This window comes from Paraburkholderia fungorum (assembly GCF_900099835.1).
Taxonomy (GTDB): Bacteria; Pseudomonadota; Gammaproteobacteria; order Burkholderiales; family Burkholderiaceae; genus Paraburkholderia; species Paraburkholderia fungorum_A.
On the sequence record NZ_FNKP01000001.1, the window covers coordinates 2,855,496 to 2,879,124 of the forward strand.

Consider the following 23,629-nt stretch of genomic DNA (forward strand, 5'->3'; position numbering starts at 1 on the left):
CGTCCCTCAGGCCGCCATGTCCTCAGCCTCTCCCGTCTCCCCCGCCAGCGAACAAGTCCCCGAACAACCCGCCGCGCCGTCCGCGGCGATTTCCTGCGACATCTTCTGCGCGGTCATCGACAATTTCGGCGATATCGGCGTGTGCTGGCGGCTCGCCCGCCAACTCGCGGACGAACACCGCTGGCAGGTGCGCGTGTTCGTCGACGATCTGCATTCGTTCCAGAAACTGTGCCCGGCGCTCGCGCTGGATCGCGCCCGGCAGACGGTCGACGGAATCGTCGTCGAGCACTGGCACGAGCCGTCGCATGCGGGCGATACGGTCGAGGTAGCCGACGTGGTGATCGAAGCTTTCGCCTGCGAACTGCCGTCCATCTATGTCGCCGCGATGGCCCAGCGCGAACGCGCGCCGGTGTGGCTCAACCTCGAATATCTGAGTGCCGAGGATTGGGTCGCGGACTTCCATCTGCGGCCTTCGCCGCATCCCCGCTATTCGTTGACCAAGACGTTCTTTTTCCCGGGACTCGGCCCAGGCACGGGCGGCGTCCTGAAGGAACCGCAGCTCGACGCAGCGCGCGCGGCCTTCGAGGCATCCCCGGCAGCCCGCGAAGCGTGGTGGCTCGACACCACCGGCCACGCGCCCCCTCCTGCCGGCACGACCGTGATCTCGCTGTTCGCCTACGAAAACCTCGCCGTCGACAGCCTGCTCGAACAATGGCGCGACAGCGCGTCCCCGGTCGTCCTGCTGGTGCCGGAAGGCCGCATATCCGGCGCGGTGGCGCGCTTTTTCGGACTGCCGTCGTTTGCCGCAGGCTCGCACGCGACACTCGGCAGCCTGAGCGCGCACGCTCTCGCCTTCACCGATCAACCCGGCTACGACGCGCTGCTGTGGGCGAGCGACGTCAATTTCGTGCGTGGCGAAGACTCGTTTGTCCGCGCCCAGTGGGCCGAGAAACCATTCGTCTGGCACATCTATCCGCAAGCCGACGACGCCCATCTGCCCAAGCTCGACGCCGCGCTCGCCCACTACGCCCGCACCTTGCCCGACGACGCCCGCGAAGCACTGGCCCGCTTCTGGCACGCGTGGAACGGCGCCGGCCGCCCCGACTGGGCCGAATTCCAGCGCTACCAGCCGGCGCTGACGCAGCGCGCAGCCGAATGGGCCGGCGAACTCGCCCAAGTCGGCGACCTCGCTGGAAATCTGGCCTTGTTCGCAAAAACTCAGTTAAAATAAGCGGTTATCCAACGGCCGACGACGCAAGCGCGGCCCGATCAGAACAACGCACCGAGTCAAACCGTCAGGCCTTTTTCATCGGCCTCATGGGCCGCACGGCATCGAAAGATGCAAGACATGTCGCCAAGCCGCGTCGCTCAGCTTCGGTGGCATGGCGGAAATGTCAAAAAAGGGACGTATGTTGTGGATCGGCGCCACTCGTGTACACGCCCGCACCGGGTAAAAGCAGGTAACGGATTGTCTGGGATCGGTGGGATTCATGGGGCTGCGGCCTCGCTACCGGTCCTCGCAGCAAGCCGGCCACGCTTCTCACACTTACGGTTCACCGCACCGCTCGCATGCGGCGCGGTATCCAGTGAACGAAGCGCCGAAGCCGCTTGCGCCGTATGCCGTTGAGCAACAGTTGAAGCTACTCATTTCGTACAGGACAGTTTTTTATGAAGACCGCACAGGAACTCCGCACCGGCAACGTCGTGATGATCGGCGCAGACGCAATGGTCGTGCAAAAGGCCGAATACAACAAATCGGGCCGTAACTCCGCCGTCGTCAAGATGAAGTTCAAGAACCTGCTGACCGGCGCAGGCATGGAAAGCGTGTACAAGGCTGACGACAAGTTCGACGTCGTCGTGCTGGAACGCAAGGAAGTCACGTACTCGTACTTCGCCGACCCGATGTACGTGTTCATGGACGCCGACTACAACCAGTTCGAAGTCGAAGGCGAAATGATGGGCGACGCCCTCCATTACCTCGAAGACGGCATGGCTTGCGAAGTCGTGTTCTACAACGAGAAAGCGATTTCGGTCGAACTGCCGACCACGCTGGTCCGCGAAATCATCTACACGGAACCGGCTGTCAAGGGCGATACGTCGTCGGGCAAGGTTCTGAAGAACGCCAAGCTGACCACCGGTTTCGAACTGCAAGTGCCGCTCTTCTGCAACATCGGCGACAAGATCGAAATCGACACGCGTACCCACGAGTACCGCAGCCGCGCATAATTTGCGCGTCAAAGTCCGCTAGATGAAACCAGCTTCGGCGCAACGCCGCCGCTGAGAAATAAATCCAAAAAAAAAGCGCCCACATTGGGCGCTTTTTCTTTTTTGTGCCGCCGTGTATGGTTGAGGAAAACTTTACCGGCGGCTGTCCAGAATTTGCCATCCCATGTTCGCAAACTTCCCATGACTCATCGGACAAACCGTTGATAATTCTAAGCAAATTGCGTTGGCATGGTTCATGCTCGAATTGAAGGGAAGCCATATGGAATATTTTCTTCACTTTGGGAGAGAACCATGAATAACGATATTGCTGAAGGCAAGTGGAAGCAGATGGTCGGTAAAGCGAAGACGGCATGGGGCGAATTGACGGACGACGAGCTCACCAAGGCCGAAGGTCGCGCGGACAAACTTGCGGGGCTGATTCAGGAACGTTACGGCAAGACCCGCGAAGAGGCAGAACACGAAGTGCGCCGCTTTTTCGACAGCAACCGGGATTTCTGACTGACCGGTGAGGAACCGCAAAACCGCAAACGCCCCGCCATGCCAGTCAGATACGAGACAGCACCGGAGGGGCGAGTACTTGCCAAGCCCAGAAAATCCAAGGACCAGAATTACGTGAGTCGAATCGCCATCCGTCGCACCCGGCATCACTGCATGCCTGACGCCGTGCTTCCGCCTGCCGCCCCGCTACTTGCGGGTTGCACAGGCGAACGCTGGCCGCGCGACGCGTCGTTCGACCACATCGGCCAGCCATCGCGCCTGGGAGCGCGCCAGCCAGCAAGTTAATCCCTGCTGCTACGGTGCCCCAGGCATTCCATCCATTTACAAAATAGCGCTCGCCATGCCACACGCCCTGATTGTTGAAGACGATCCTAATAGCCTGTCAGGCCTGTCCGCCATCCTCTCGGCCGACGGCTTCTCCGTCGATACCGCGACCACGATTGCCGAGGCTCGCGCGGCGCTGACGCGCTTTATCCCCGATGTCGTACTGGTCGACCTGAATCTGCCGGATGGCAGCGGACTCGACCTGTTGCAGCACCTGCCCGCGCATCCTCCCGGCGGCGCGTTGCCGGTGATCGTGATGACCGGTAATGCCACCGTCGAAAGCGCCATCGAGGGCTTGCGGCACGGCATCTGGGACTACCTGCTCAAGCCGGTCAACATTCCGCGCCTGCGCAGTCTGCTCGCACGCATTCCGCGTCCGTATGAGCTGACCGAAGAAGTGCAGACGCTGCGTGCATCGCTGCGTCAGCTGGGCCGATTCGGTTCGATGCTTGGCCGCAGCGGCGCGGTCCAGCACGTCTACGACACGATCGAACATGTTGCCCCGACCGAAGCTGCTGTGCTGATTTCCGGCGAACCCGGCACGGGCAAGCAGATCGCGGCGCGCACGCTGCACGACATGAGCCGCCGTCGCAAAGGCCCGTTCGTTACGCTGGATTGCCGGGGCACTGCAAACGGCGGCGCGCAACGCTCACTGGAGAGCCTGTTACTCGGCCACGAACGCGGTGCGTTCAACGGCGCCGAGCATCGCGAACCCGGTCTGTTCGAACAGGCCAGCGGCGGTACGCTATTTATCGACGAAATTGCCGAATTGCCGCATGCGCAGCAGGAAGCGCTGCTCCGCGCGCTCGATTCGCAGACCTTCATGCGGGTCGGCGGCACGAACCAGGTGGCGACGGATTTCCGACTGATCGCGTCGACTCGCAAGTCGCCGCGCGCCGCCGTGGCCGACGGCAGTCTGATGGAGGATTTGGCGTTGCGCCTCGAAGCGGCTGCGGTGACGTTGCCGCCGCTGCGCGAACGCGGCGAAGATCCGGCGCTGATCGCTCAGGCGATGGTCGACGAATTGAATCGCGAGGCCGCTGCACATGGCGCGTCCGAGGGCGCGAAGCAGGTTGGGCCGAACTTCCTGCGCGAATGTCTCGCCTACGAATGGCCGGGTAATGTGCGCGAATTGCAGGAGCGCGTGCGGCGGGCTTATCACGCGTCGGGCGACGTGCTGGAGTCGTTGCGCGCCGACGACGCAGGCTCGCCGAACGGTCGCGATCTGAATGGCAGCCGCGTGCAGGTCACGGTCGGCACGCCGCTCGCGGACGTCGAGGAAATGCTGATTCGCGCGACGCTCGACGCAGTCGGCGGTACGCGGCATCGGGCGGCGTCCCTGCTGGGCATCAGTCCGAAGACGCTGTACAACAAGCTTCAGCGGATGAGGTTGAACTGAGTCGGCGCTTAATCAGCACCGGCTAACGAAAGACGGCGCCTTGATCGAATCAAGGCGCCGTTTTTTATTTTGCTGAAGTGGCCCGCAAAGGGACAAACAAAGCCAGGCTCAAGCAAACACACTACGCAGCAAAGACTGCGCGTCCAGATATTGCGGATCAGCAACCAGCTTGCTCCACTTCAGCGCCTTGCCGCGCGGCCGCATCCGCTCGATGCGCCGCCGCGATTCCTTCGACTGCGTGAATCGCAACGCATCCAGCACCTTCTCCGCTTCATCCGGCTGATTACAGATCAACACCATGTCGCAGCCGGCCTGCAACGCGGCGGTCGCGCCCTCGGTCAGCGTGCCGCCCTGACGTGCGGCTTCCATCGACAGATCGTCGCTGAAAATCGCGCCTTCGAAGCGCAGCTTCTTGCGCAGAATGTCCTGCAGCCAGATCCGCGAGAAACCCGCCGGCTTCGAATCGACCTGCGGATAAACCACGTGCGCGGGCAGCACAGCACCCAGCGACAAACCGAGCCAGTCATACGGCGCCACGTCGTCACGAATGATTGCTTCGAGTGAACGATCGTCGACCGGCATCGCGACGTGCGAGTCCGCGTGCGCAAAACCATGCCCCGGAAAGTGCTTGCCGCAATTGCTCATGCCGGCCAGCGCGAGGCCGTGATTGAGACTCTTGGCCAGCAAAGTCACCACGCGCGGATCGCTATGGAACGACCGGTCGCCGATCACCTGCGACTGCCCGTAATTCAGGTCGAGCACCGGCGTAAAGCTCAGGTCGATCCCGCACGCGCGCAATTCCGTCGCGAGGATATAGCCGACCGCCGTCGTCACCTTCGTGGCGTGCAGAACGTCGCGGTCCCACAGCGCGCCGAGCTTGCCCATCGACGGCAGCACCGTGAAGCCGTCCGTACGAAAACGTTGCACGCGGCCGCCTTCGTGATCGACGGCGATCAGCAGATCGTCGCGAATCGCGCGGATCGAATCGGTCAGCGCAATCAGTTGCTCGCGGCTCTCATAGTGGCGCGCGAACAGGATCACACCGCCGGTCATCGGATGGGCAAGGCGGCGCTTGTCGTCGTCGTTCAGCGTTTTGCCGACCACGTCGAGCATCACCGGTCCGGGAATGATTTTCATCGGATTTCGCCAGAAAAAAGCTTGGAACAGGAAGAGACGCGACCTGCATGGGCCGCGTTCAGAGAAGGGTTATTCGATGGCGGCCGAAGCGTTCGGAAGACTCGGTGTGCCGGCCTTATCGCCCGCTTGCCCGGTCTCCGCAATCACGAACGACACCGCGTAATCGCGCTCGTCGCTAATCGTTACGCGCGCCGTGATGCCGCGCGCGTCGAGCCATTCGGCCAGCTCGCCCGATGCGACCACCATCGGCTCGCCGCTCGGCTTGTTCAGCGTTTGCAGCGCGCGCCAGGTCATCGGCCAGCGCATGCCGAGGCCGATCGCTTTCGAGAACGCTTCCTTCGCCGAGAACCGCGTGGCGAGGAACGCGAGACCGCGCGCAGCCGAGCGGGCCGTGCGCGCGTGATAGACGCGAAGTTCGTCCGGGCCGAGCACTTTCTCGGCGAAACGGCCGTTGGTGCGGGTCATCACCGCGGCCACGCGGCTGACCTGAACGATGTCGGTACCGATGCCGTAGATCGCCATATGCAAGCCGCCGGGCTTAGGCGCGCGCGCCGAGACGCGCGGCGACCATGATCGCCTTCATCTCGCGCACCGCGTTTTCCCAGCCCGCGAAGATCGCGTGCGCGACGATCGCATGGCCGATGTTCAACTCGACAATGCCGTCGATCGCCGCGATCTGCTGCACGTTGGTGTAGTGCAGGCCGTGGCCCGCGTTGACCTTGATGCCGAGCGTCGCACCGAATTCGACCGCATGCACCACGCGCTCGAATTCACGTTGCTGTTCGGCGGGATCGTGGGCCTCCGCGTAACGGCCCGTGTGCAACTCGACCACCGGCGCTCCCGCTTCGTGCGCTGCACGAATCTGCGTCTCTTCCGGGTCGATGAACAGCGACACGCGTGAGTTCGCGTCGGCGAGTTGTTTGCACGCGGCACGCACGGCTTCGAACTGACCGGCGACGTCGAGACCGCCTTCGGTCGTCAACTCCTGGCGCTTTTCCGGCACGAGGCAAACGTCGTGCGGCTGCACTTCGCACGCGATGTCGAGCATCTCCTGCGTGACAGCGCATTCCAGATTCATCCGCGTCTTCAGCAACGGACGCAGCTTGCGCACGTCCGCGTCGACGATATGACGGCGGTCTTCGCGCAAATGTAGCGTGATGACATCCGCGCCGGCCTCTTCGGCCATCAAGGCTGCGCGGATCGGATCGGGATAAGACGTGCCGCGCGCGTTGCGCAGCGTGGCGACGTGATCGATGTTCACGCCCAGGTCAATCACATTCGGCGACGTAAGAAAGAAGCTCATAAGTTCTGCAAGTCGATCAGGATCTGGCGCGTCGCGAGCGGCGTGCCGCCAAGGTAGGTGTTGAGCAGGAAGCGCATCAGCGTTTTGCTTTGCGCCACGGTCTGCGCTCGATGGTAATCGTCCTGTTCCATATCGAGCAAGGTTTGCCCCGAAATCACCGGCCATTGCAAAGGCCACTCGTCGGACGCTTCGCGCACGCCACGCTCGGGATCGAACACATAGCGGCCTTCGGCCACCACGGCCCTACGCGCGACGGTTCGATCGAGCGCCATTGCGTAGCCGGTTTCACGCAGCAGCACGCGCTCGAACGAACGCAGCACCTGCACGGGCGGTTCGTCGTGCGCGAGACGCGTCATCGTGACAACGTAGTGGTGAAATAGCTGCGGATGCGGGTCTTCGCGCGCGCAGAACTTGACCAGCAGTTCGTTGACATAGAAGCCGCAGAGCAGCGCGCCGCCTGTCAAAGGCAACATGCCGCCGACCCATTCGGCGCCCGTCAGCGTGCGCATTTCGGACTTGCCCGACCACGACAACGCGAGCGGCTGGAAGGTCTGCAACACGCCTCTCAGCGCGGAGTGAGGACGCTTCGCGCCCTTCGCGACCAGCGCAATGCGGCCGTGATCACGCGACAGCACGTCGATGATCAGACTGGTCTCGCGGTACGGATAGCTATGCAGAACGAACGCGGGTTGCTCCGCGATCTTGTAGATGGAGGCGGAAGTGCGCGGCGCGCGGGGTGTCGGTGATTTGCGCGCCTCGCCTTCGCCGGCGGACGCGCTTTTGCTGGAAGTTTTTTTGATGCTACGAGCCGGTTTGGACGATGGCTCGCGAGCCGGCGCGGCCGGCTCCTGGTCGTCCGGGGCTGCGTCGGAATTCAGCGTCATCCACGCGTCATTCGTACCCATACGCACGGAGCCCGGCTTCGTTGTCGGCCCAACCGCTCTTCACCTTGATGAAGGTTTCCAGATACACGGGGCCGTCGAACAGCTTTTCCATATCCAGGCGCGCTTCGGTGCTGATCTGCTTCAGCTTCGCGCCCTTCTGCCCGATGATCATCGCCTTGTGCGTGTCGCGCTCGACCATGATGGTCGCGAAAATGCGACGCAGACGGCCTTCGGTTTCGAACTTGTCGATCAGCACGGTGCTCGTGTACGGCAGCTCGTCGCCGGTCCAGCGGAACACCTTTTCGCGCAGGATTTCAGCGGCAAGGAAGCGCTCGCTGCGATCGGTCAGATCGTCTTCGCCGTAGATCGGCGAGCCTTCCGGCAGGAACGGCTTGACGGTCGCCATCAGACGCTTGATGTCGTCGATGTTTTTCGCCGACAGCGGCACGATCTCGCTGAACTTGTGCAGCGCACTGACCTGCTGCATGAACGGGAACAACGAAGCTTTATCCGACACGCGATCGAGCTTGTTCGCGATCAGCAGCGTGGGGACCGACGGTGGAATCAGGTCGAGCACTTTCTGATCGTCCGCGCCGAAACGGCCGGCTTCGATCACGAACAGGATCGCATCCACCGAGGTCAGCGTGGACGTGACCGCGCGATTCAACGAACGGTTCAGCGCGCCGCTGTGCTTGGTCTGGAAACCGGGCGTGTCGACAAAGATGTACTGCGCATCTTCGAGCGTATGAATGCCGGTGATGCGGTGGCGCGTGGTCTGCGCCTTGCGCGACGTGATACTGACTTTCTGGCCGACCAGCGCATTCATCAGCGTGGACTTGCCGACATTAGGGCGGCCGACGATCGCGACCATGCCGCAGCGAAAATCAGTGGGAGTGGGAGCGTTCATATTCGGGCTACGGCAAGTTCAGATCGACACGCGGAAATGGCGCGCCGATGGCAATCAATGGCCCGCGTCGGCGACGCGCGTTTGCACCGCGTCGGCTACGCCGGGTTCGTGTTCGGCTGGCGCCGGTGCGCCCGGCGTGGATACGGCCGCACCGGATGTTGTAGCTTCACGGCCGCGGGCCTTGTCTGCGCCGCGCGGGGATGCAGTTTCTGCCTTGATTTCGGCTTTGGCTTCAGCGGGTTTGTCGCTTGCGTGGGAGCCTGCTCTCTCCGGTTTCTCAAGCTTCTCGGCTTTGTCCTGCCCGCTGTATTCGACATGAGCGGCACGGATCACGGCCAAAGGTGCGCCTATGACCGTCAACGTGGAGCGCTCGGCGGCGGCTTCGGTTGCGGCCGTCGCAGCGTTTGCGCGCGGCTCACCGCGTGCGGCGGCCCGCTCAGCACGTTCGCTTTTGCGATCGGGCGTGCGCAAATCCAGCGCGGCCTGCACGCCGGTGACGCCAGGAACGATCTCGGGCTCGGCATTCTTTGCCGCGCGCGCGCTCTTCGAACGCTTCGATTTGGTGACCAGTGCGGGCGCTGCGGCCATCACATCGTCGAGCGCTTTCTTGGCGGCAGCCTGCTCCGCCGCGCGACGGCTCGCGCCGGAACCGGACACCTTTACGTCAAGCTTCGGCACCGTGCATTCGACTTCGAACTGTTGATTGTGCGCCGCACCATGCGTCGCCACCACCGTGTAGGTAGGCAGCGCGATCTTGTGACCTTGCAGATACTCCTGCAACAGCGTCTTCGCGTCCTTACCGAGCGTACGCGGGTCGATGTGGTCGAGAATCGGCACGTACAAACGCTTGATGACCGTCTGCGCGGCGTCGAAGCCACCATCGAGGAACACCGCGCCCAGCACGGCCTCAAGCGTGTCGGCAAGAATTGACGGACGGCGGAAACCGCCGCTGCGCAATTCGCCTTCGCCAAGCCGCAAGCCTTCAGAAATATTCAGGGCCTGAGCGATTTCGTAAAGCGACTGCTGTTTGACCAGATTGGCACGGACGCGCGACAGATCGCCCTCGTCCAGCTTGCTGAAACGTTGGAACAAAAGCGCAGCCACCGCGCAATTTAGAACGGAGTCGCCGAGAAACTCGAGCCGTTCGTTATGCGTGGAGCTATGACTGCGGTGCGTTAAAGCCTGGCGCAACAATTCCGCATTGCGAAATTCGTAGCGCAAACGGCTTTCCAACGGAGATAGGGGCATGGGCAGAGTATAACGCGGGCGCCTGACCCGGCGAAAACGCCGGGCGACCTGCGGAAAAAGCGTGGTGAAGCGACGTTACCGCGACTTCTTAAAGTGGCGTGATAACACGCCGCGACTGATGTGACCGATGATCGGTTCACCGCGCGGCGTGTGGGGCAATCGGTGCGCGACGACTCAGTGGAACGTGCCGATGCGCTTCAGATCGCTAAAGTTCATCCAGATGAAAAACGCGCGGCCGACGATATTGCGGTCCGGCGCAAAACCCCAGTAACGGCTATCCGCGCTGTTATCGCGGTTGTCGCCCATCATGAAGTAATTGCCCGGCGGCACTTTGCAGATCACACCGCGTGCGTTGTACGTGCAGTTGTCGCGATACGGATAATCTTCGGCGCCCACGATGAACGGCGGCACTGCAGGATTATTCAGAATAGCGTTCTTGCGGCCGTCGAGATCTTCTTCGAACTGCTTCGCATAACCCATGCGTTCGTCGTCGAGATAATCGGGCAGCGGCGTTTCGGGCACCGGCTTGCCGTTGATCGTGAGTTGCTTGTCCTGATAGGCGACCACGTCGCCCGGCAAACCGATCACGCGCTTGATGTAGTCGACCGATTCGTCTTTCGGATAACGGAACACGACCACGTCCCCACGTTTGAGCGGGCTGCCTTCCGTGATCTTCGTATTCGTGATCGGCAAACGAATACCGTATTCGAATTTATTGACGAGGATGAAGTCGCCGACCAGCAGCGTCGGCACCATCGAACCGGACGGAATCTTGAACGGCTCGACCACAAACGAGCGCACCACGAACACCACCAGAATCACCGGGAAAAAGCTCGCCGAATACTCGAGCCACCACGGTTGACGCAGCTTGTCGTCACGCAGACGAGCCCGCGTTTGCGCTGCGTTTTCGTCGGCGAAACGCTCGCCGATACGTGCTTGCTGACGGTCGAACTCGGCGACTGCGGCCTCTGCCGCACGGCGCCGTTTTGGCAGGAAAACCAGTTTGTCCGCGACCCATGCGACGCCCGTCAAAATGACGAGCACAAAAAGAATCAGCGCAAAATTCATAGGGTTCCGTTATTCAACTTATTTGTCTTCGACACGCAGAATCGCAAGGAAAGCTTCTTGCGGAATCTCGACCGAGCCCACCTGCTTCATTCGCTTCTTGCCTGCCTTTTGCTTTTCCAGCAGCTTCTTCTTACGTGAAATATCGCCGCCGTAGCATTTTGCCAGCACGTTCTTACGCAACGCTTTAATGTTCTCGCGCGCGATAATGTTCGCACCGATGGTGGCCTGAATCGCGACGTCGTACATTTGCCGCGGAATCAGCTCGCGCATTTTCGCCGCCACTTCGCGACCCCGATACTGGCTTTGCGAACGGTGCACGATCACCGACAACGCGTCGACCTTGTCGCCGTTGATCAGCATGTCGACCTTCACGACGTCGGCCGCGCGATACTCCTTGAACTCGTAGTCCATCGACGCGTAACCGCGCGAGATCGACTTCAGACGATCGAAGAAATCGAGCACAACTTCGCCCATCGGAATTTCGTACGTCAGTTGAACCTGACGGCCGTGGTACTGCATGTTGATCTGGTTGCCGCGCTTTTGCGTACACAACGTGATCACGGCACCGACGTAGTCTTGCGGCATGTACAGATTCACCGTGACGATCGGCTCGCGCACCTCTTCGATCTTCGGTGGCTCCGGCATCTTGGCCGGATTTTCGACCATGAGAATCGTGCCGTCTCGCAGCAGGACTTCATACACCACGGTCGGGGCCGTCGTGATCAGGTCCATGTCGAACTCGCGTTCGAGACGTTCCTGCACGATCTCCATATGCAACAAGCCAAGGAAGCCGCACCGGAAACCAAAACCGAGAGCCTGGGAAACTTCCGGCTCGTATTGCAGCGAAGCGTCGTTCAACTTCAGCTTTTCGAGCGAGTCGCGCAGCGCGTCGTACTGGTTAGCCTCAACCGGATAGAGACCGGCGAACACCTGCGGCTTCACTTCCTTGAAGCCTGGCAGCGGCTCGGCCGCGGGCCGGTTCACCAGCGTGACCGTGTCGCCCACCTTCGCGGCAGCCAGTTCCTTGATGCCGGCGATGATGAAGCCCACCTGCCCGGCCGACAACGATTCAAGATTTCTGGACTTCGGCGTGAACACGCCGATGTGTTCGACCGGATATTGCGCGCCGGTCGCCATCATGCGGATTTTGTCCTTCGGACGGAGCGTGCCGTTGACAATACGCACCAGCATCACAACACCGACGTAGTTGTCGAACCATGAGTCGATGATCAAAGCCTGCAGCGGCGCTTCCGGATCACCCTTTGGCGGCGGCACTTTCGCGATCAACGCCTCGATGACATCTTCGACGCCCAAACCAGTCTTCGCGCTGCAATGCGTCGCGTCGGTAGCGTCGATGCCAATCACGTCTTCGATTTCGGCAATCGCATTTTCGGGATTCGCGGCCGGCAGGTCGATCTTGTTGAGCACCGGAATCACGTCGACACCGAGTTCGATTGCCGTGTAGCAGTTGGCGACGGTTTGCGCCTCCACGCCCTGGCTCGCGTCGACAACCAGCAACGCGCCTTCGCATGCGGACAGCGAGCGGCTGACTTCGTACGAGAAGTCGACGTGGCCCGGCGTGTCGATCATGTTCAGGTTGTAGACCTGCCCGTCGCGGGCACGGTACGTCAATGCGGCGGTCTGTGCCTTGATGGTGATGCCGCGCTCGCGCTCGAGATCCATCGAGTCAAGCACTTGGGCTTCCATCTCGCGGTCGGACAAGCCACCGCAAATCTGGATGATGCGATCGGCGAGCGTCGACTTGCCATGGTCGATGTGCGCGATGATCGAGAAGTTACGAATATGATCCATTCAGTGCCGATCAAGCAAAAAAGGCGCGCTCGGACAATAGCGGAGCACGCCTTGTAAGTAGGTGAAAAACCTATCTATTTTAGCCGAAAAGGCCATCGCCCGGCGCATCTTGCGAAGACCGGGCGGAAAAGACGGCTCAGGAGAGACATGAAACCTGGTAAGAACGGCACGCATTTTCGCGCCGTTTGAAGTCGTGAACGGTGTCAGGGCGCCGCTGCAACACGCGCGGCCAGTGCGCTGCGAACCCGCGCGACGTCGAGGTGATAGTGACAAAGTTCGACGCCGTTGCAGACCAGAACCGGCACCAATTCGTTATAACGGGCTTCCAGTAACGGATCCGCGTCGACGTCGACTACGATCACCCGCGCGTCGAACTCAACCAGCAAAGGCTCGAGCGCGGCGCGCATGTCCTCACAAAGATGGCACCACGCGCGCCCGTAGAGCGTGAGCGGTGCTGTTTCTGTCATTTCTGGGCGCTGCGCGGACGAATCGGCACGAACTGCGTGTTGTCGCCGCGACGAACCAGCAGCGCGACCATCTTCTGCGGATCGAGATGCGAACTCAGGTCGTCGAACTGCTTCGCGCTCGTGATGTCCGTGTCGCCCACTCGCAGAATAATGTCGCCCTTTTGCAGCCCGACACGCGCCGCCTGACCGTCCACGGCATCGATCTGCACGCCGTTATGGAGCTTCAGCGCTTTCATCTGGTCAGACGGGATGTCGCTAACGGCCACACCCAGCACGTTCGTGGCACGCTGCTTCGGCGCTTGCGGCTTTTTCTGGTCCGTCTTGGCCGCCTTGTCCGGCTGCATTTCGGCAATCGTAACCGGCAAATCGCGAGTCTGACCCTTGCGCCAGATCGTGATCGTCGACTTCGTGCCCGGCTTCGTATCGCCAACCATTCGCGGCAGATCCGTGGCCGTGTCGACCGAATGGCCGTTGAACTTCAGGATGATGTCGCCCGGTTGCACGCCAGCCTTATCCGCTGGGCCACCCGGTTCGACGCTGCTGACCAGCGCGCCCTGCGCCTTCGGCAGACCGAGCGAGTCAGCCACGTCCTTCGTGACTTCGCCGATCGCCACCGCGATACGGCCACGCACGACCTTGCCCGAATTCTTCAACTGATCGGCCACACGCATCGCCTCGTCGATCGGAATCGCGAAGGAAATGCCCATGAAACCGCCGGTACGGCTGTAAATCTGCGAGTTGATGCCGATCACCTCGCCCTGCATGTTGATCAGCGGGCCACCCGAATTGCCCGGATTGACGGCCACGTCGGTCTGGATAAACGGCAAATAGTCGCCTGTGTCACGCCCCTTGGCGCTGACGATCCCGGCCGTCACCGTATTCTCGAGCCCGAACGGCGAACCGATCGCGACCACCCACTCGCCCACACGAACCTTATTCGAATCGCCGATGGTGATAGTCGGCAAATTGGCCGCGCTGATCTTCACGACGGCGACGTCGGTGCGGTCGTCCACGCCGATCAGCTTTGCCTTGAACTCGCGCTTGTCGGTCAGCGTGACATAGATGGTGTCCGCGTCGTCGACGACGTGCGCGTTGGTCATCACGTAACCGTCCGCCGACAGGATGAAGCCTGAACCGACGCCACTGTTCTGTTCAGGATCACTGTTATCCGGTGCGTCCTGGCTGCCGCCACTACCGCCGTTGTCGCCGTTGTCCCCGCCACGCGGCGCGCCCGGAGATTGCGGCGACTGCGGCAACGGAATGCCGAAAAAGCGCCGGAAAAACTCCGACATATCGCCGTCGTCCATGCCCGGCGGCAAGCCGCCGCGGGTAGTGCCACCGCTCGACACACGAGTGGTCGTGCGAATGTTGACGACAGCAGGACCCACCTTGTCGACGAGGTCAGTGAAGTCGGGCAGATTGGCAGCGGAAGCCGCCGACGCCGTATGCGGTACGAGCGGCAAACACGCCGCCACCATTGCGGCAGCGAGGAATTTACGCACCGAGAAAGTCGTCATATCGTAGCGAGCCGAGGGATTCAGGATTCGGAGGGATTACTTCGGAGCTTTGTATTCTATGGCAGACGCGAATTGCTGCAATGTGCTCTGGGGCACTTCACCCAGCAGAGTAATCCAGAAGTCGCCCCGACGCTTGACCAGCACGTGCGTCGCGCCGGTGCTGCCCGCGCCTTCCTTGCGCGTATTGTTCTCGACCGGCTCAACGAACACCGAAATCGCCGCCAGACCATCGGAAAAGACCGCCTGGTCGACCGGGATGGTCGGCTGCCCCGCTTCGCGCGCGGCCATTGGACGGCGCAACTGGCGAATCATGCGAAAGCCCGGAACCGTGGGATTGATCTGCCAGCCTTGCGCGGCCATATCGACCGGTTCGATCGGCGGACGCACCACCGTCCAGCCCGCCGTATTACGAATGCCATTGACAATGCCCGCCTTGTCGACCGGCACGCCAATGCTGATTTGCGAAAACGACAGTTGTTCGAGCACTTGCCCGTCAGCGTCGAGAGTCTGCGTGCGGAGCAACAGGCCCGTTTTCTTGTCTGCCCACAGCTTGTGAGCGAATCGATAGCCGTCTTTCGGATCGAGTTCGATTACCTGGCTGTCGACGCCCGCCACGCGGTCGTCACCCAGCAGTTTCGGCTCGTAAGCAGAAAGCACCTGCTCGCCACTGACTGCGAGCAACGCGGGGAACGAGTCTTTGTTCTGACGCTTCTCGACTACAAGCAAATGCCGTTCAGGCACGAACGTGTAGAGATCGTCGTTATGACGCAGCATTTTGCGCGGCTTACCGTCGAGGCTTTCGAGCTGCTCGAATTCGCCATCCGAACGGGTCGAATAGTGCGCGATTCGCGAGGTCTGAACGAAATTACCCCGCTGATAGACGAACGCGCCCTCGTAGTTCTGCTGCTGCGCGGCCTGATGGATCCGATCGAGCAGATCCGCGGCCGTGCGACGGGCGACGAGCGGATCGTCGGTTTGTGCGAAGACCCGCGGTGTGGCGGATATCAATACGGCTGCGCAGAACAGGAATGCCGGCAACCGCCCCCAGATAGTCGTTTTATTCAACCGCGGAGTCTGCATCAAACTATTGGCCTTGCGTAGAAACAGCGGCAGCGCGAATCAGCGGCATCGAACCCGGCATAACCGGTTGCTGAGCGAATTGCTGGTGAGCTTCCAGATATTGATCGAGACTGGCGTCACGAATGATGTTGGCATCTTGCGCGACCGGTTGGACGTTGGTAGCCGGCGCCATTGCCACGCGTTGCAGCGAATCGCCGTGTGACTGGATCGACGCGATCTGCGAACCCGGCACTCCCGGCACGCCCTGAAGTTGCGGCACGACAATCCAGGTCAACGTAGCAGCGGCAGCGGCGACAGCGAAAGCCGGCACGACCCGGCGGCGCAATGCCAGCAGACGACGCGCGACCGGCATGGCGGCAGGCGCGAGCACATGCGGCTCGTTGTCGAAACGAGCGGCGAAACCGCTCATGAACGCGCTGCTTGCCTCGGTTCTGATTGCCAGATCGTCGGAGCGCAATGCATCGCCGATCAGGTGATAAGCCGACCAGGCAGTGCGATCTGCACCGTCCAGCTCGGAAATAAACTTGTCCAGATTCAAATGCTCTTCGCCGAACAGCTCACCGTCGACAAAAGCGGACAGACGCTCGCCGCGCGAGCTGGCTTGCGATTGCATCGAGACCGACCCCATGATGCTCCCCATCTTACGAATACCCCGTAGTGACACCACTAATCCAGATATTGCACCCGTGCCCCGGCTGGCCGGCTGGTGTTTACCAGCGCTTGCCCTCAGGTGTGTCAAGCAACGGACGCAATTTTGCCGCAATGGCTTCGCGAGCGCGGAAAATTCGTGATCTGACTGTGCCAATTGGGCAACCCATCATTTCGGCGATTTCCTCGTAGCTCAAACCTTCAATTTCACGAAGAGTAATGGCGGTGCGCAACTCTTCCGGTAAAACCGCCATCGCAGCATTGACCGTCTCAGCGATCTGCTTGCTCATCAACATCGACTCAGGCGTGTTGATATCCCTTAGTTGGTCGGCGTCGGAGAAAGTTTCAGCTTCTTCAGCATCTGCTTCGGTCGAGGTCGGTGCGCGACGCCCCTGGGTGGCAAGGTAGTTCTTTGCCGTGTTGACCGCAATCCGGTACAACCACGTATAAAACGCCGATTCCCCGCGAAACTGCGGCAACGCCCGGTATGCCTTGATAAAGGCATCCTGCGCCACGTCTTCCACTTCGGCCGGGTCGCGAACGAGACGCGAAATCAGCCGGAGAATCTTGCGGTGGTATTTGGAGACCAGAAGCTCGAACGCGGCCTTGTCACCTTTCTGAACGCGCTCGACCAGCACCTGGTCAATTTCTTTTTCGCTCACCTGATAAATCCGTTAACTATAGGCCGCATGGCGGGGGACCATTGTAGCGTCCCCATCATTGGGGCACGTTACTCCGGTAACAGCGGTTACAGTCGTTACAGTCAGGCACCGGCGCCGCGACGGCCGAGCACCGACAGTTCGCGGAAAGCGCCGGCCGGCAATGCGTCGGCGGTGAGTAGCAGCGAGCGCTTACGGCCATCCTCCTGCACGAGCGCCAGAATTAACAGACGGTTGCTCCACTGGGAGCAGCCGGAAATACGGCCTTGAACCAGCAGCGCGCCCGCCCGATTCCATGCGGACAAGCCGTCCCGGTCGATTTTCAGTGCGACGGGCTGTGCGCGCTTGTGTCGTGCCGCGCCAAGCGCGAGCAAGGCCGCCACGGCGAGCGTCAACGGAACCGCCTGCCATGCGCCTAACCGCGGCGCGGCGACGCTGTAGACGGCCAGGATCGCAATCAGAACGAATATCCCCAACGCGGCGCGCATAAGAAAAGAGCGGCGCAGCACAATTCGCTGCGCCGCTCTTTCGAACGGTGCCGATTCGGAGGGAAGCGCCGGCAAAGCCGGCGTCGTCGACTGACGCGTCACCCGTTACTGGCGATCAGGCGCGCTTGAACACCAACGTGCCGTTCGTGCCGCCGAACCCGAACGAGTTCTTCAGCGCGACGTCGATCTTCATCTCCCGCGCGGTGTTTGCGCAGTAATCGAGATCGCAGGCCGGATCCTGATTGAAGATGTTGATGGTCGGCGGCGACACCTGGTTGTGCACGGCCAGCACGGTGAACACCGATTCCAGACCGCCAGCGCCGCCCAGCAGGTGACCCGTCATCGACTTGGTCGAGTTCACGACCATGTCTTTGGCGTGGTCACCGAATGCGCGCTTGATGCCGGTCGTTTCAGCCAGATCGCCGAGCGGCGTGGACGTACCGTGCGCGTTCAGGTAGTTCACCTGATCCGCATTGATGCCCGCGTTCTTCAACGCGGCCAGCATGCAGCGGCGTGCGCCATCGCCGTCTTCCAGTGGCGCGGTCATATGATACGCGTCGCCGCTCATCCCATAGCCGCTGACTTCGGCGTAAATCTTCGCGCCGCGTGCCTTCGCGTGTTCGTACTCTTCGAGCACCATCACGCCGGCGCCCTCGCCCAGCACAAAACCGTCGCGATCCTTGTCCCACGGACGGCTCGCGGTGGCCGGATCGTCGTTGCGTTGCGACAGCGCGCGCGCCGCCGCAAAGCCGCCGATACCGAGCGGCGACACGGTGGATTCCGCACCGCCCGCGATCATCACGTCGGCGTCACCATATTCGATCAGGCGCGAAGCCTCGCCGATGCAATGCAGACCCGTGGTACATGCAGTCACGATGGCGAGATTCGGACCCTTGATGCCGAACTTGATGGACAGGTGGCCGGAGATCATATTGATGATCGATGCCGGCACGAAGAACGGCGAAATACGGCGCGGACCGCGGTTGAGCAGTTCGGTTTGCGTCACTTCGATCATCGGCAGACCGCCGATGCCCGAACCGACGATTACGCCGATACGCTCCGAATTCTCGTCGGTGACTTCGAGGCCGCTGTCCTGCATCGCCTGGATGCCTGCAGCCACGCCGTAATGGATGAACGTATCCATATGGCGTGCTTCCTTACCGGGGATGTAGTCCTCGATATTGAAGCCCTTCACCTCGCCGGCAAAACGAGTCGAGAAGTTCGACGCATCGAACTTCGTGATATTGGCAATACCCGACTTGCCGGCGACCAGATTGGCCCAGCCGTCGGCAACATTATTGCCAACAGGCGAAATCAGCCCCAGGCCTGTAACAACAACACGACGGCGGCTCACGGTAACCCCTTTTTCATAGATGACAAAAGCAAAAGCCACAGCGGCCACAGGAATTTGCCCTGTGTGCCCTGTGGCTGTTAAGTCGGCAATCGCGCGGAAAGTTGCGCTGTCAACATCGCAGGCTCCTGCACGGCAAATAGCGCCAACCCTGCTGGCGTCGGCAAGCGACACGGCAGGGCGTCATACGCCACCAACGCAGAAACGCAGGCGCGAATGACTTTAGGCCTTGACGTTCGCGCGAGCGTAGTCGATCGCTTGCTGAACGGTGGTGATCTTCTCGGCTTCTTCATCCGGAATTTCCATGCCGAATTCGTCTTCGAGGGCCATCACGAGCTCAACGGTGTCGAGCGAGTCGGCGCCGAGGTCGTTCACGAACGAAGCTTCGTTCTTGATCTCAGCTTCTGCAACGCCCAGTTGTTCTGCGACGATCTTCTTGACGCGCTGTTCGATATTGTCCATTAACCCCTCCAAGGGAAAAGAAGTTCAAAAATACAGGTGCGCGCATTTTATCAGGTTTGACCCGGCAAAAAAGCGGCGCGTCGGGTTCCTGTCAAGGCATGCGCCTTACGCTTTTGCAAACGCATCAAGGCGCGGATAGTAACCGAAATTGGTTACTACATGTACATTCCGCCGTTCACATGCAGCGTAGTGCCGGTGATATAGCCCGCTTGCGGCGATGCGAGGAACGCGACAGCGTGCGCGATATCGTCCGGGCTACCGAGGCGGCCCAGCGGAATCTGCGTCTTCAACGCGGTCTGCTGCTCTTCCGGCAGACCTTTGGTCATGTCGGTATCGATAAAGCCCGGTGCAACGCAATTCACGGTGATGCCGCGGCTGCCAATCTCACGTGCAAGCGAGCGCGTCATCCCTGCAACGCCCGCTTTTGCTGCAGCGTAGTTGATCTGGCCAGGGTTGCCGGACGAGCCGACCACCGACGTGATGTTGATGATGCGACCGCCCTTCGCCTTCATCATCGGGCGAAGCACTGCGCGCGACAGACGGAACACCGAACGCAGGTTGGTGTCGATCACCGCGTCCCAGTCGTCGTCCTTCATGCGCATGGCGAGCTGATCCTGCGTGATGCCGGCGTTGTTCACCAACACGTTCAGCGCGCCGAATTCCTTAACCGTACCGTCGATCAGCGCATCCACTGCAGCCGAATCGTTCACATTGAGCACGGCACCGCGGCCGTTCACGCCAGCTGCGTTAAATGCTTCAGTGATGGCGGCAGCGCCGCTTTCGCTGGTCGCCGTACCGATCACCGTCGCGCCCTGGCGCGCCAGTTCCATGGCGATTGCACGGCCAATGCCGCGCGACGCACCGGTCACGATTGCAATCTGCTTGTCGAGAGTCTTTTCCATCTGTCAGTCCGAATGCCCTTCGGAGGGCTGATTGATTCCTGATGCTGGAGCGCAGTGCCGTTTGCAGCCGCCAGTCAACCCGGCGCCTGCCGTCGGCACGGCCTTCAGCCTGCGGTCACGAGCTTGAGGGCTTCTTCGAGCGATGCCGGATCGAACACCGAAGCGCCGACCAGATTGCCGTCGATCCGCTTGGTCAAACCCGACAGAACCTTGCCCGGACCGCATTCGATCACGTGCGTAACGCCCTGCGCCGCGATTGCCTGAACGCTTTCGACCCAACGCACGGCGCCGGCCGCCTGGCGCACCAGCGCATCCTTGATTCCGGCCGGCTCGTTGACGATAGCGACGTCGACGTTATTGATGACGGGAATAGCCGGCACCTGCACATTGACGCTCGCCAGACATTCGCGCAACTGGTCCGACGCCGGCTTGAGCAGCGACGAGTGGAACGGTGCCGACACCGGCAACGGCAACGCGCGCTTCGCGCCCTTCGCCTTAGCCACCTCGCACGCTTTTTCAACCGCCGCCTTATGGCCCGCGATCACGACCTGAGCCGGCGCATTGAAATTCACCGCCTCGACAACTCCTGCCACCGAAGCTTCGGCGCAAACCGCGCGCACGGTGTCGTCGTCGAGACCGAGAATCGCGGCCATACCGCCTTCGCCGACCGGCACTGCCGTTTGCATCGCCTGAGCACGAAAGCGCACCAGCGGCACAGCGTCGCGGAATGCAATCGCGCCCGCCGCGACCAGCGCGGTGTATTCGCCGAGGCTATGGCCGGCGACGATAGCCGGCTTCGGGCCGCCCGCCTTCTCCCACGCGCGATAAATCGCGTACGCGGCGGTCAGCATGACGGGTTGGGTGTTGGTGGTGAGGTTCAGATCGTCGGCAGGGCCCTCGGCGATCAGCTTGCCGAGATCCTGATTGAGCGCGTCAGACGCTTCCTGAACCGTCTCACGCACGATCGCGTGATCGGCAAATGCGTTGAGCATGCCGACCGTCTGCGAACCTTGCCCAGGAAAAACGAACGCAAATTTCATATCGTCCCCAAAATCGGATTAGTCAGATGTGGGTGCTGCACGGCGCGAACTCGCGCCGGAGCGCGGACGCCGCAAACGGCGCCCGTCGATGCGTCGCCGCTATCAGTAGCGGATAACCGACGCGCCCCACGTGAAGCCGCCGCCGACGCCTTCGATCAGCACGTTCTGGCCGCGCCTGATGCGGCCGTCGCGCACTGCGACGTCAAATGCGAGCGGAATGGACGCAGCCGACGTATTGCCGTGCTCGCCCACCGTGACGACCATGCGTTCCTGCGGCAAGCCGAGCTTGCGGCAAGTGCTTTGCATGATGCGGATATTGGCCTGATGCGGAATCAGCCAGTCGATCTGCTCCGCTTTCAGATTGGCTTTTTCGAGCGCTTCGACAGCGACTTTTTCGAGCACGTTGACGGCGAGCTTGAACACCGCCTGGCCGTCCATGTGCAGGAACGCGCTGCCGGCGACCACGCCGCCGTTCACGTTACCCGGCGTGCAGAGAATGTTCGAGTGGCTTCCGTCGGCGTGCAATGCGCTGGCGAGCACGCCTGGTTCCTCGGACGCCTGCAGGATTACCGCGCCCGCGCCGTCGCCGAACAGCACGCAGGTGGTGCGGTCGTTGAAGTCGAGGATGCGCGAGAAAGTTTCCGCGCCGATCACGAGCGCCGTGCGATGCTGGCCGCTGCGAATGAAGCTGTCCGCCGTCGCAACCGCGTACGCAAAACCGGAACAGACGGCTTGCACGTCGAACGCTGCGCCGTGGTTCTTGATGCCGAGCTTGTTCTGCAACAGGCAGGCCGTGCTCGGGAACACGAAGTCCGGCGTGGAGGTGGCGACGATGATCAGATCGATGGACTGCGGATCGATGTCCGCTGCTTCGATCGCGCGCTGCGACGCGATCAGGGCGAGATCGCTGGTCGTGACATCAGGGTCGGCGAAATGGCGCGAATGGATACCGGTGCGGGCAACGATCCATTCGTCGCTCGTCTCGACGCCTTGCCTGGCGAGACGTTCAGCCAGATCCTGATTGGTGACGCGGTTGGGCGGCAGATAGCTGCCGGTGCCCAGCACGCGGGAATAAATTGTGGATTGAGCCATTATGCCTTCGAGGATTGCGCAGCGTAGGGCTCGGCAGGCTGGCCGGCAATCGGGCTTGCGTTACCCGCGCCGCTTGCATCCCGCGCGGCCTGTTCGAGAGAACCCGCGTTCTCTTCCATTGCTCGCGCAAGGCGCTCCAGCACGCCGTTTTTGACGGCATCATACCCGCGTTTGATAGCCCACTCAAACCCGTAGGCATCGGCGGAGCCGTGGCTTTTGATCACCAGTCCGCGCAGACCGAGCAGCGCAGCGCCGTTATATTGCCGATGATCGACGCGCTTCTTGAAGCGCATCAATACTGGCAATGCCAGCACCGCCATCACCTTGGTGAGCCACGAACGGCCGAACTCTTCCTTGATGATGTTGGACAGCATCTGCGCGAGACCTTCCGACGTCTTCAGCGCGACATTGCCGACAAAACCGTCGCAAACGATGACGTCGACCGTACCTTTGAAGATGTCGTTACCTTCAACGTTGCCGTGAAAGTTAAGTGTACTCGCGCGCAGCAGTTCGCCGGCACGTTTGATGGTGTCGTTACCCTTGATAACTTCTTCGCCGATGTTGAGCAGCCCGATGGTAGGCCGCTCCTTACCTTCGATCGCCGACACGAGCGCATGCCCCATCTCGGCGAACTGCAGCAGATGCTGCGGCTCGCAGTCGACGTTGGCGCCCAGGTCGAGCATCGTGGTATAGCCAATGGGATTAGGCATGGCGAACGCGATGGCCGGGCGTTCAATGCCCGACAGCGTTTTCAGCACATAACGCGAGACCGCCATCAGCGCGCCGGTGTTGCCGGCGGAAATGCAGGCTTCCGCCTCGCCTTCCTTGACGCGGTTCAGCGCCACGCGCATGGACGAATCTTTTTTCTTGCGCAGCGCGACCTCGACCGGATCGTCCATGGCGACGATCTCGGATGCGGGTACGACAGTCAGCGCTGGCAGGTCTTGCGCCTTTAACTTCTTTAACTGCGCACGAATCGCACTTTCAATGCCGACGAGCAGCAATTGTGCGTCGGGATGCGAACGCACGAAGTTAACGGCTGCGGGAACGGTCACGGACGGGCCGTGGTCGCCTCCCATGCAATCTATCGTGAGCTTTACTGTCATGGAGTGCGACG

Annotated in this window: 24 protein-coding genes; 4 read left to right on the forward strand and 20 right to left on the reverse strand. The window is 61.3% G+C overall.

Translation table 11 applies throughout. The annotated features are described in order from the left end of the window. The first annotated feature begins 16 nt into the window (after positions 1-16). The 4 genes from earP to BLS41_RS12555 all read left to right on the forward strand — a co-directional run bounded on the left by earP (position 17) and on the right by BLS41_RS12555 (position 4,447). Entirely contained in the window at positions 17-1,231 is a 1,215-nt protein-coding gene (earP, locus tag BLS41_RS12540) for an elongation factor P maturation arginine rhamnosyltransferase EarP (protein WP_074764900.1), read from the forward strand. Positions 1,232-1,668: 437 nt separating this feature from the next. Further along, positions 1,669-2,226, forward strand: coding sequence for an elongation factor P (efp, locus tag BLS41_RS12545; protein WP_074764902.1), 558 nt, complete (start codon positions 1,669-1,671; stop codon positions 2,224-2,226). Between the two features lie 291 nt (positions 2,227-2,517). Continuing rightward, positions 2,518-2,724 carry a CsbD family protein gene (locus tag BLS41_RS12550; RefSeq protein ID WP_074764904.1) on the forward strand — a complete coding sequence of 69 codons (207 nt, stop codon included), beginning with the start codon at positions 2,518-2,520 and terminating at the stop codon, positions 2,722-2,724. Between the two features lie 340 nt (positions 2,725-3,064). Then, positions 3,065-4,447 carry a sigma-54-dependent transcriptional regulator gene (locus tag BLS41_RS12555; protein ID WP_074764906.1) on the forward strand — a complete coding sequence of 461 codons (1,383 nt, stop codon included), beginning with the start codon at positions 3,065-3,067 and terminating at the stop codon, positions 4,445-4,447. Between the two features lie 108 nt (positions 4,448-4,555). On the opposite strand, the gene nagZ is transcribed toward BLS41_RS12555, so the two are convergent. From nagZ to plsX, 20 genes are all read right to left on the reverse strand, one after another. Then, on the reverse strand, positions 4,556-5,584 hold the full coding sequence (gene nagZ / locus BLS41_RS12560; protein ID WP_074764908.1) for a beta-N-acetylhexosaminidase: 1,029 nt from the start codon (positions 5,582-5,584) through the stop codon (positions 4,556-4,558). Positions 5,585-5,653: 69 nt separating this feature from the next. Beyond that, positions 5,654-6,106 (reverse strand): holo-ACP synthase, encoded by a 453-nt coding sequence (acpS, locus tag BLS41_RS12565; RefSeq protein ID WP_074764910.1) that lies wholly within the window; start codon positions 6,104-6,106, stop codon positions 5,654-5,656. A 16-nt stretch (positions 6,107-6,122) separates the two neighbouring features. Further along, positions 6,123-6,887 (reverse strand): pyridoxine 5'-phosphate synthase, encoded by a 765-nt coding sequence (gene pdxJ / locus BLS41_RS12570; RefSeq protein ID WP_074764913.1) that lies wholly within the window; start codon positions 6,885-6,887, stop codon positions 6,123-6,125. After that, on the reverse strand, positions 6,884-7,792 hold the full coding sequence (recO, locus tag BLS41_RS12575; RefSeq protein ID WP_074764915.1) for a DNA repair protein RecO: 909 nt from the start codon (positions 7,790-7,792) through the stop codon (positions 6,884-6,886). The genes pdxJ and recO overlap by 4 nt, the downstream gene beginning before the upstream one ends. Next, a complete protein-coding gene (gene era, locus BLS41_RS12580; RefSeq protein ID WP_074764917.1) occupies positions 7,779-8,678 on the reverse strand; it encodes a GTPase Era in 900 nt (299 codons plus the stop codon). Before era ends, recO begins: the two co-directional genes overlap by 14 nt. 54 nt (positions 8,679-8,732) lie before the next feature. Continuing rightward, on the reverse strand, positions 8,733-9,926 hold the full coding sequence (rnc, locus tag BLS41_RS12585) for a ribonuclease III (RefSeq protein WP_074764919.1): 1,194 nt from the start codon (positions 9,924-9,926) through the stop codon (positions 8,733-8,735). A 174-nt stretch (positions 9,927-10,100) separates the two neighbouring features. After that, complete coding sequence (lepB, locus tag BLS41_RS12590; RefSeq protein WP_074764921.1) at positions 10,101-10,994, reverse strand: signal peptidase I; 894 nt, start codon at positions 10,992-10,994, stop codon at positions 10,101-10,103. A gap of 18 nt (positions 10,995-11,012) precedes the next feature. Further along, entirely contained in the window at positions 11,013-12,806 is a 1,794-nt protein-coding gene (gene lepA, locus BLS41_RS12595; RefSeq protein WP_074764923.1) for a translation elongation factor 4, read from the reverse strand. Positions 12,807-13,009: 203 nt separating this feature from the next. Beyond that, positions 13,010-13,273 (reverse strand): glutaredoxin family protein, encoded by a 264-nt coding sequence (locus BLS41_RS12600; protein WP_074764925.1) that lies wholly within the window; start codon positions 13,271-13,273, stop codon positions 13,010-13,012. Beyond that, positions 13,270-14,790 carry a DegQ family serine endoprotease gene (locus tag BLS41_RS12605; RefSeq protein ID WP_074764927.1) on the reverse strand — a complete coding sequence of 507 codons (1,521 nt, stop codon included), beginning with the start codon at positions 14,788-14,790 and terminating at the stop codon, positions 13,270-13,272. The genes BLS41_RS12600 and BLS41_RS12605 overlap by 4 nt, the downstream gene beginning before the upstream one ends. Positions 14,791-14,826: 36 nt before the next feature. Then, positions 14,827-15,870: a MucB/RseB C-terminal domain-containing protein gene (locus BLS41_RS12610; RefSeq protein ID WP_074764929.1), complete on the reverse strand. Its 1,044-nt coding sequence runs from the start codon at positions 15,868-15,870 to the stop codon at positions 14,827-14,829. A 4-nt stretch (positions 15,871-15,874) separates the two neighbouring features. Then, on the reverse strand, positions 15,875-16,498 hold the full coding sequence (locus BLS41_RS12615; protein WP_074764931.1) for a sigma-E factor negative regulatory protein: 624 nt from the start codon (positions 16,496-16,498) through the stop codon (positions 15,875-15,877). 82 nt (positions 16,499-16,580) lie between these two features. Then, a complete protein-coding gene (gene rpoE / locus BLS41_RS12620; protein ID WP_006051939.1) occupies positions 16,581-17,180 on the reverse strand; it encodes an RNA polymerase sigma factor RpoE in 600 nt (199 codons plus the stop codon). 101 nt (positions 17,181-17,281) lie between these two features. After that, on the reverse strand, positions 17,282-17,686 hold the full coding sequence (locus tag BLS41_RS12625) for a protein YgfX (protein ID WP_436971980.1): 405 nt from the start codon (positions 17,684-17,686) through the stop codon (positions 17,282-17,284). A 94-nt stretch (positions 17,687-17,780) separates the two neighbouring features. Further along, positions 17,781-19,019, reverse strand: a complete 1,239-nt coding sequence (gene fabF / locus BLS41_RS12630) for a beta-ketoacyl-ACP synthase II (RefSeq protein ID WP_074766510.1) — start codon at positions 19,017-19,019, stop codon at positions 17,781-17,783. 219 nt (positions 19,020-19,238) lie between these two features. After that, complete coding sequence (acpP, locus tag BLS41_RS12635) at positions 19,239-19,478, reverse strand: acyl carrier protein (protein ID WP_004197638.1); 240 nt, start codon at positions 19,476-19,478, stop codon at positions 19,239-19,241. A gap of 155 nt (positions 19,479-19,633) precedes the next feature. Next, the gene (gene fabG, locus BLS41_RS12640) at positions 19,634-20,380 is read right to left on the reverse strand and encodes a 3-oxoacyl-ACP reductase FabG (protein ID WP_074764933.1); all 747 of its coding nucleotides are present in this window, start codon (positions 20,378-20,380) and stop codon (positions 19,634-19,636) included. A 104-nt stretch (positions 20,381-20,484) separates the two neighbouring features. Continuing rightward, on the reverse strand, positions 20,485-21,420 hold the full coding sequence (gene fabD / locus BLS41_RS12645) for an ACP S-malonyltransferase (RefSeq protein ID WP_074764935.1): 936 nt from the start codon (positions 21,418-21,420) through the stop codon (positions 20,485-20,487). Positions 21,421-21,522: 102 nt separating this feature from the next. Continuing rightward, positions 21,523-22,512: a beta-ketoacyl-ACP synthase III gene (locus BLS41_RS12650; protein WP_074764937.1), complete on the reverse strand. Its 990-nt coding sequence runs from the start codon at positions 22,510-22,512 to the stop codon at positions 21,523-21,525. After that, positions 22,512-23,618 carry a phosphate acyltransferase PlsX gene (gene plsX / locus BLS41_RS12655; protein ID WP_074764939.1) on the reverse strand — a complete coding sequence of 369 codons (1,107 nt, stop codon included), beginning with the start codon at positions 23,616-23,618 and terminating at the stop codon, positions 22,512-22,514. Before plsX ends, BLS41_RS12650 begins: the two co-directional genes overlap by 1 nt. Positions 23,619-23,629 lie beyond the last annotated feature (11 nt).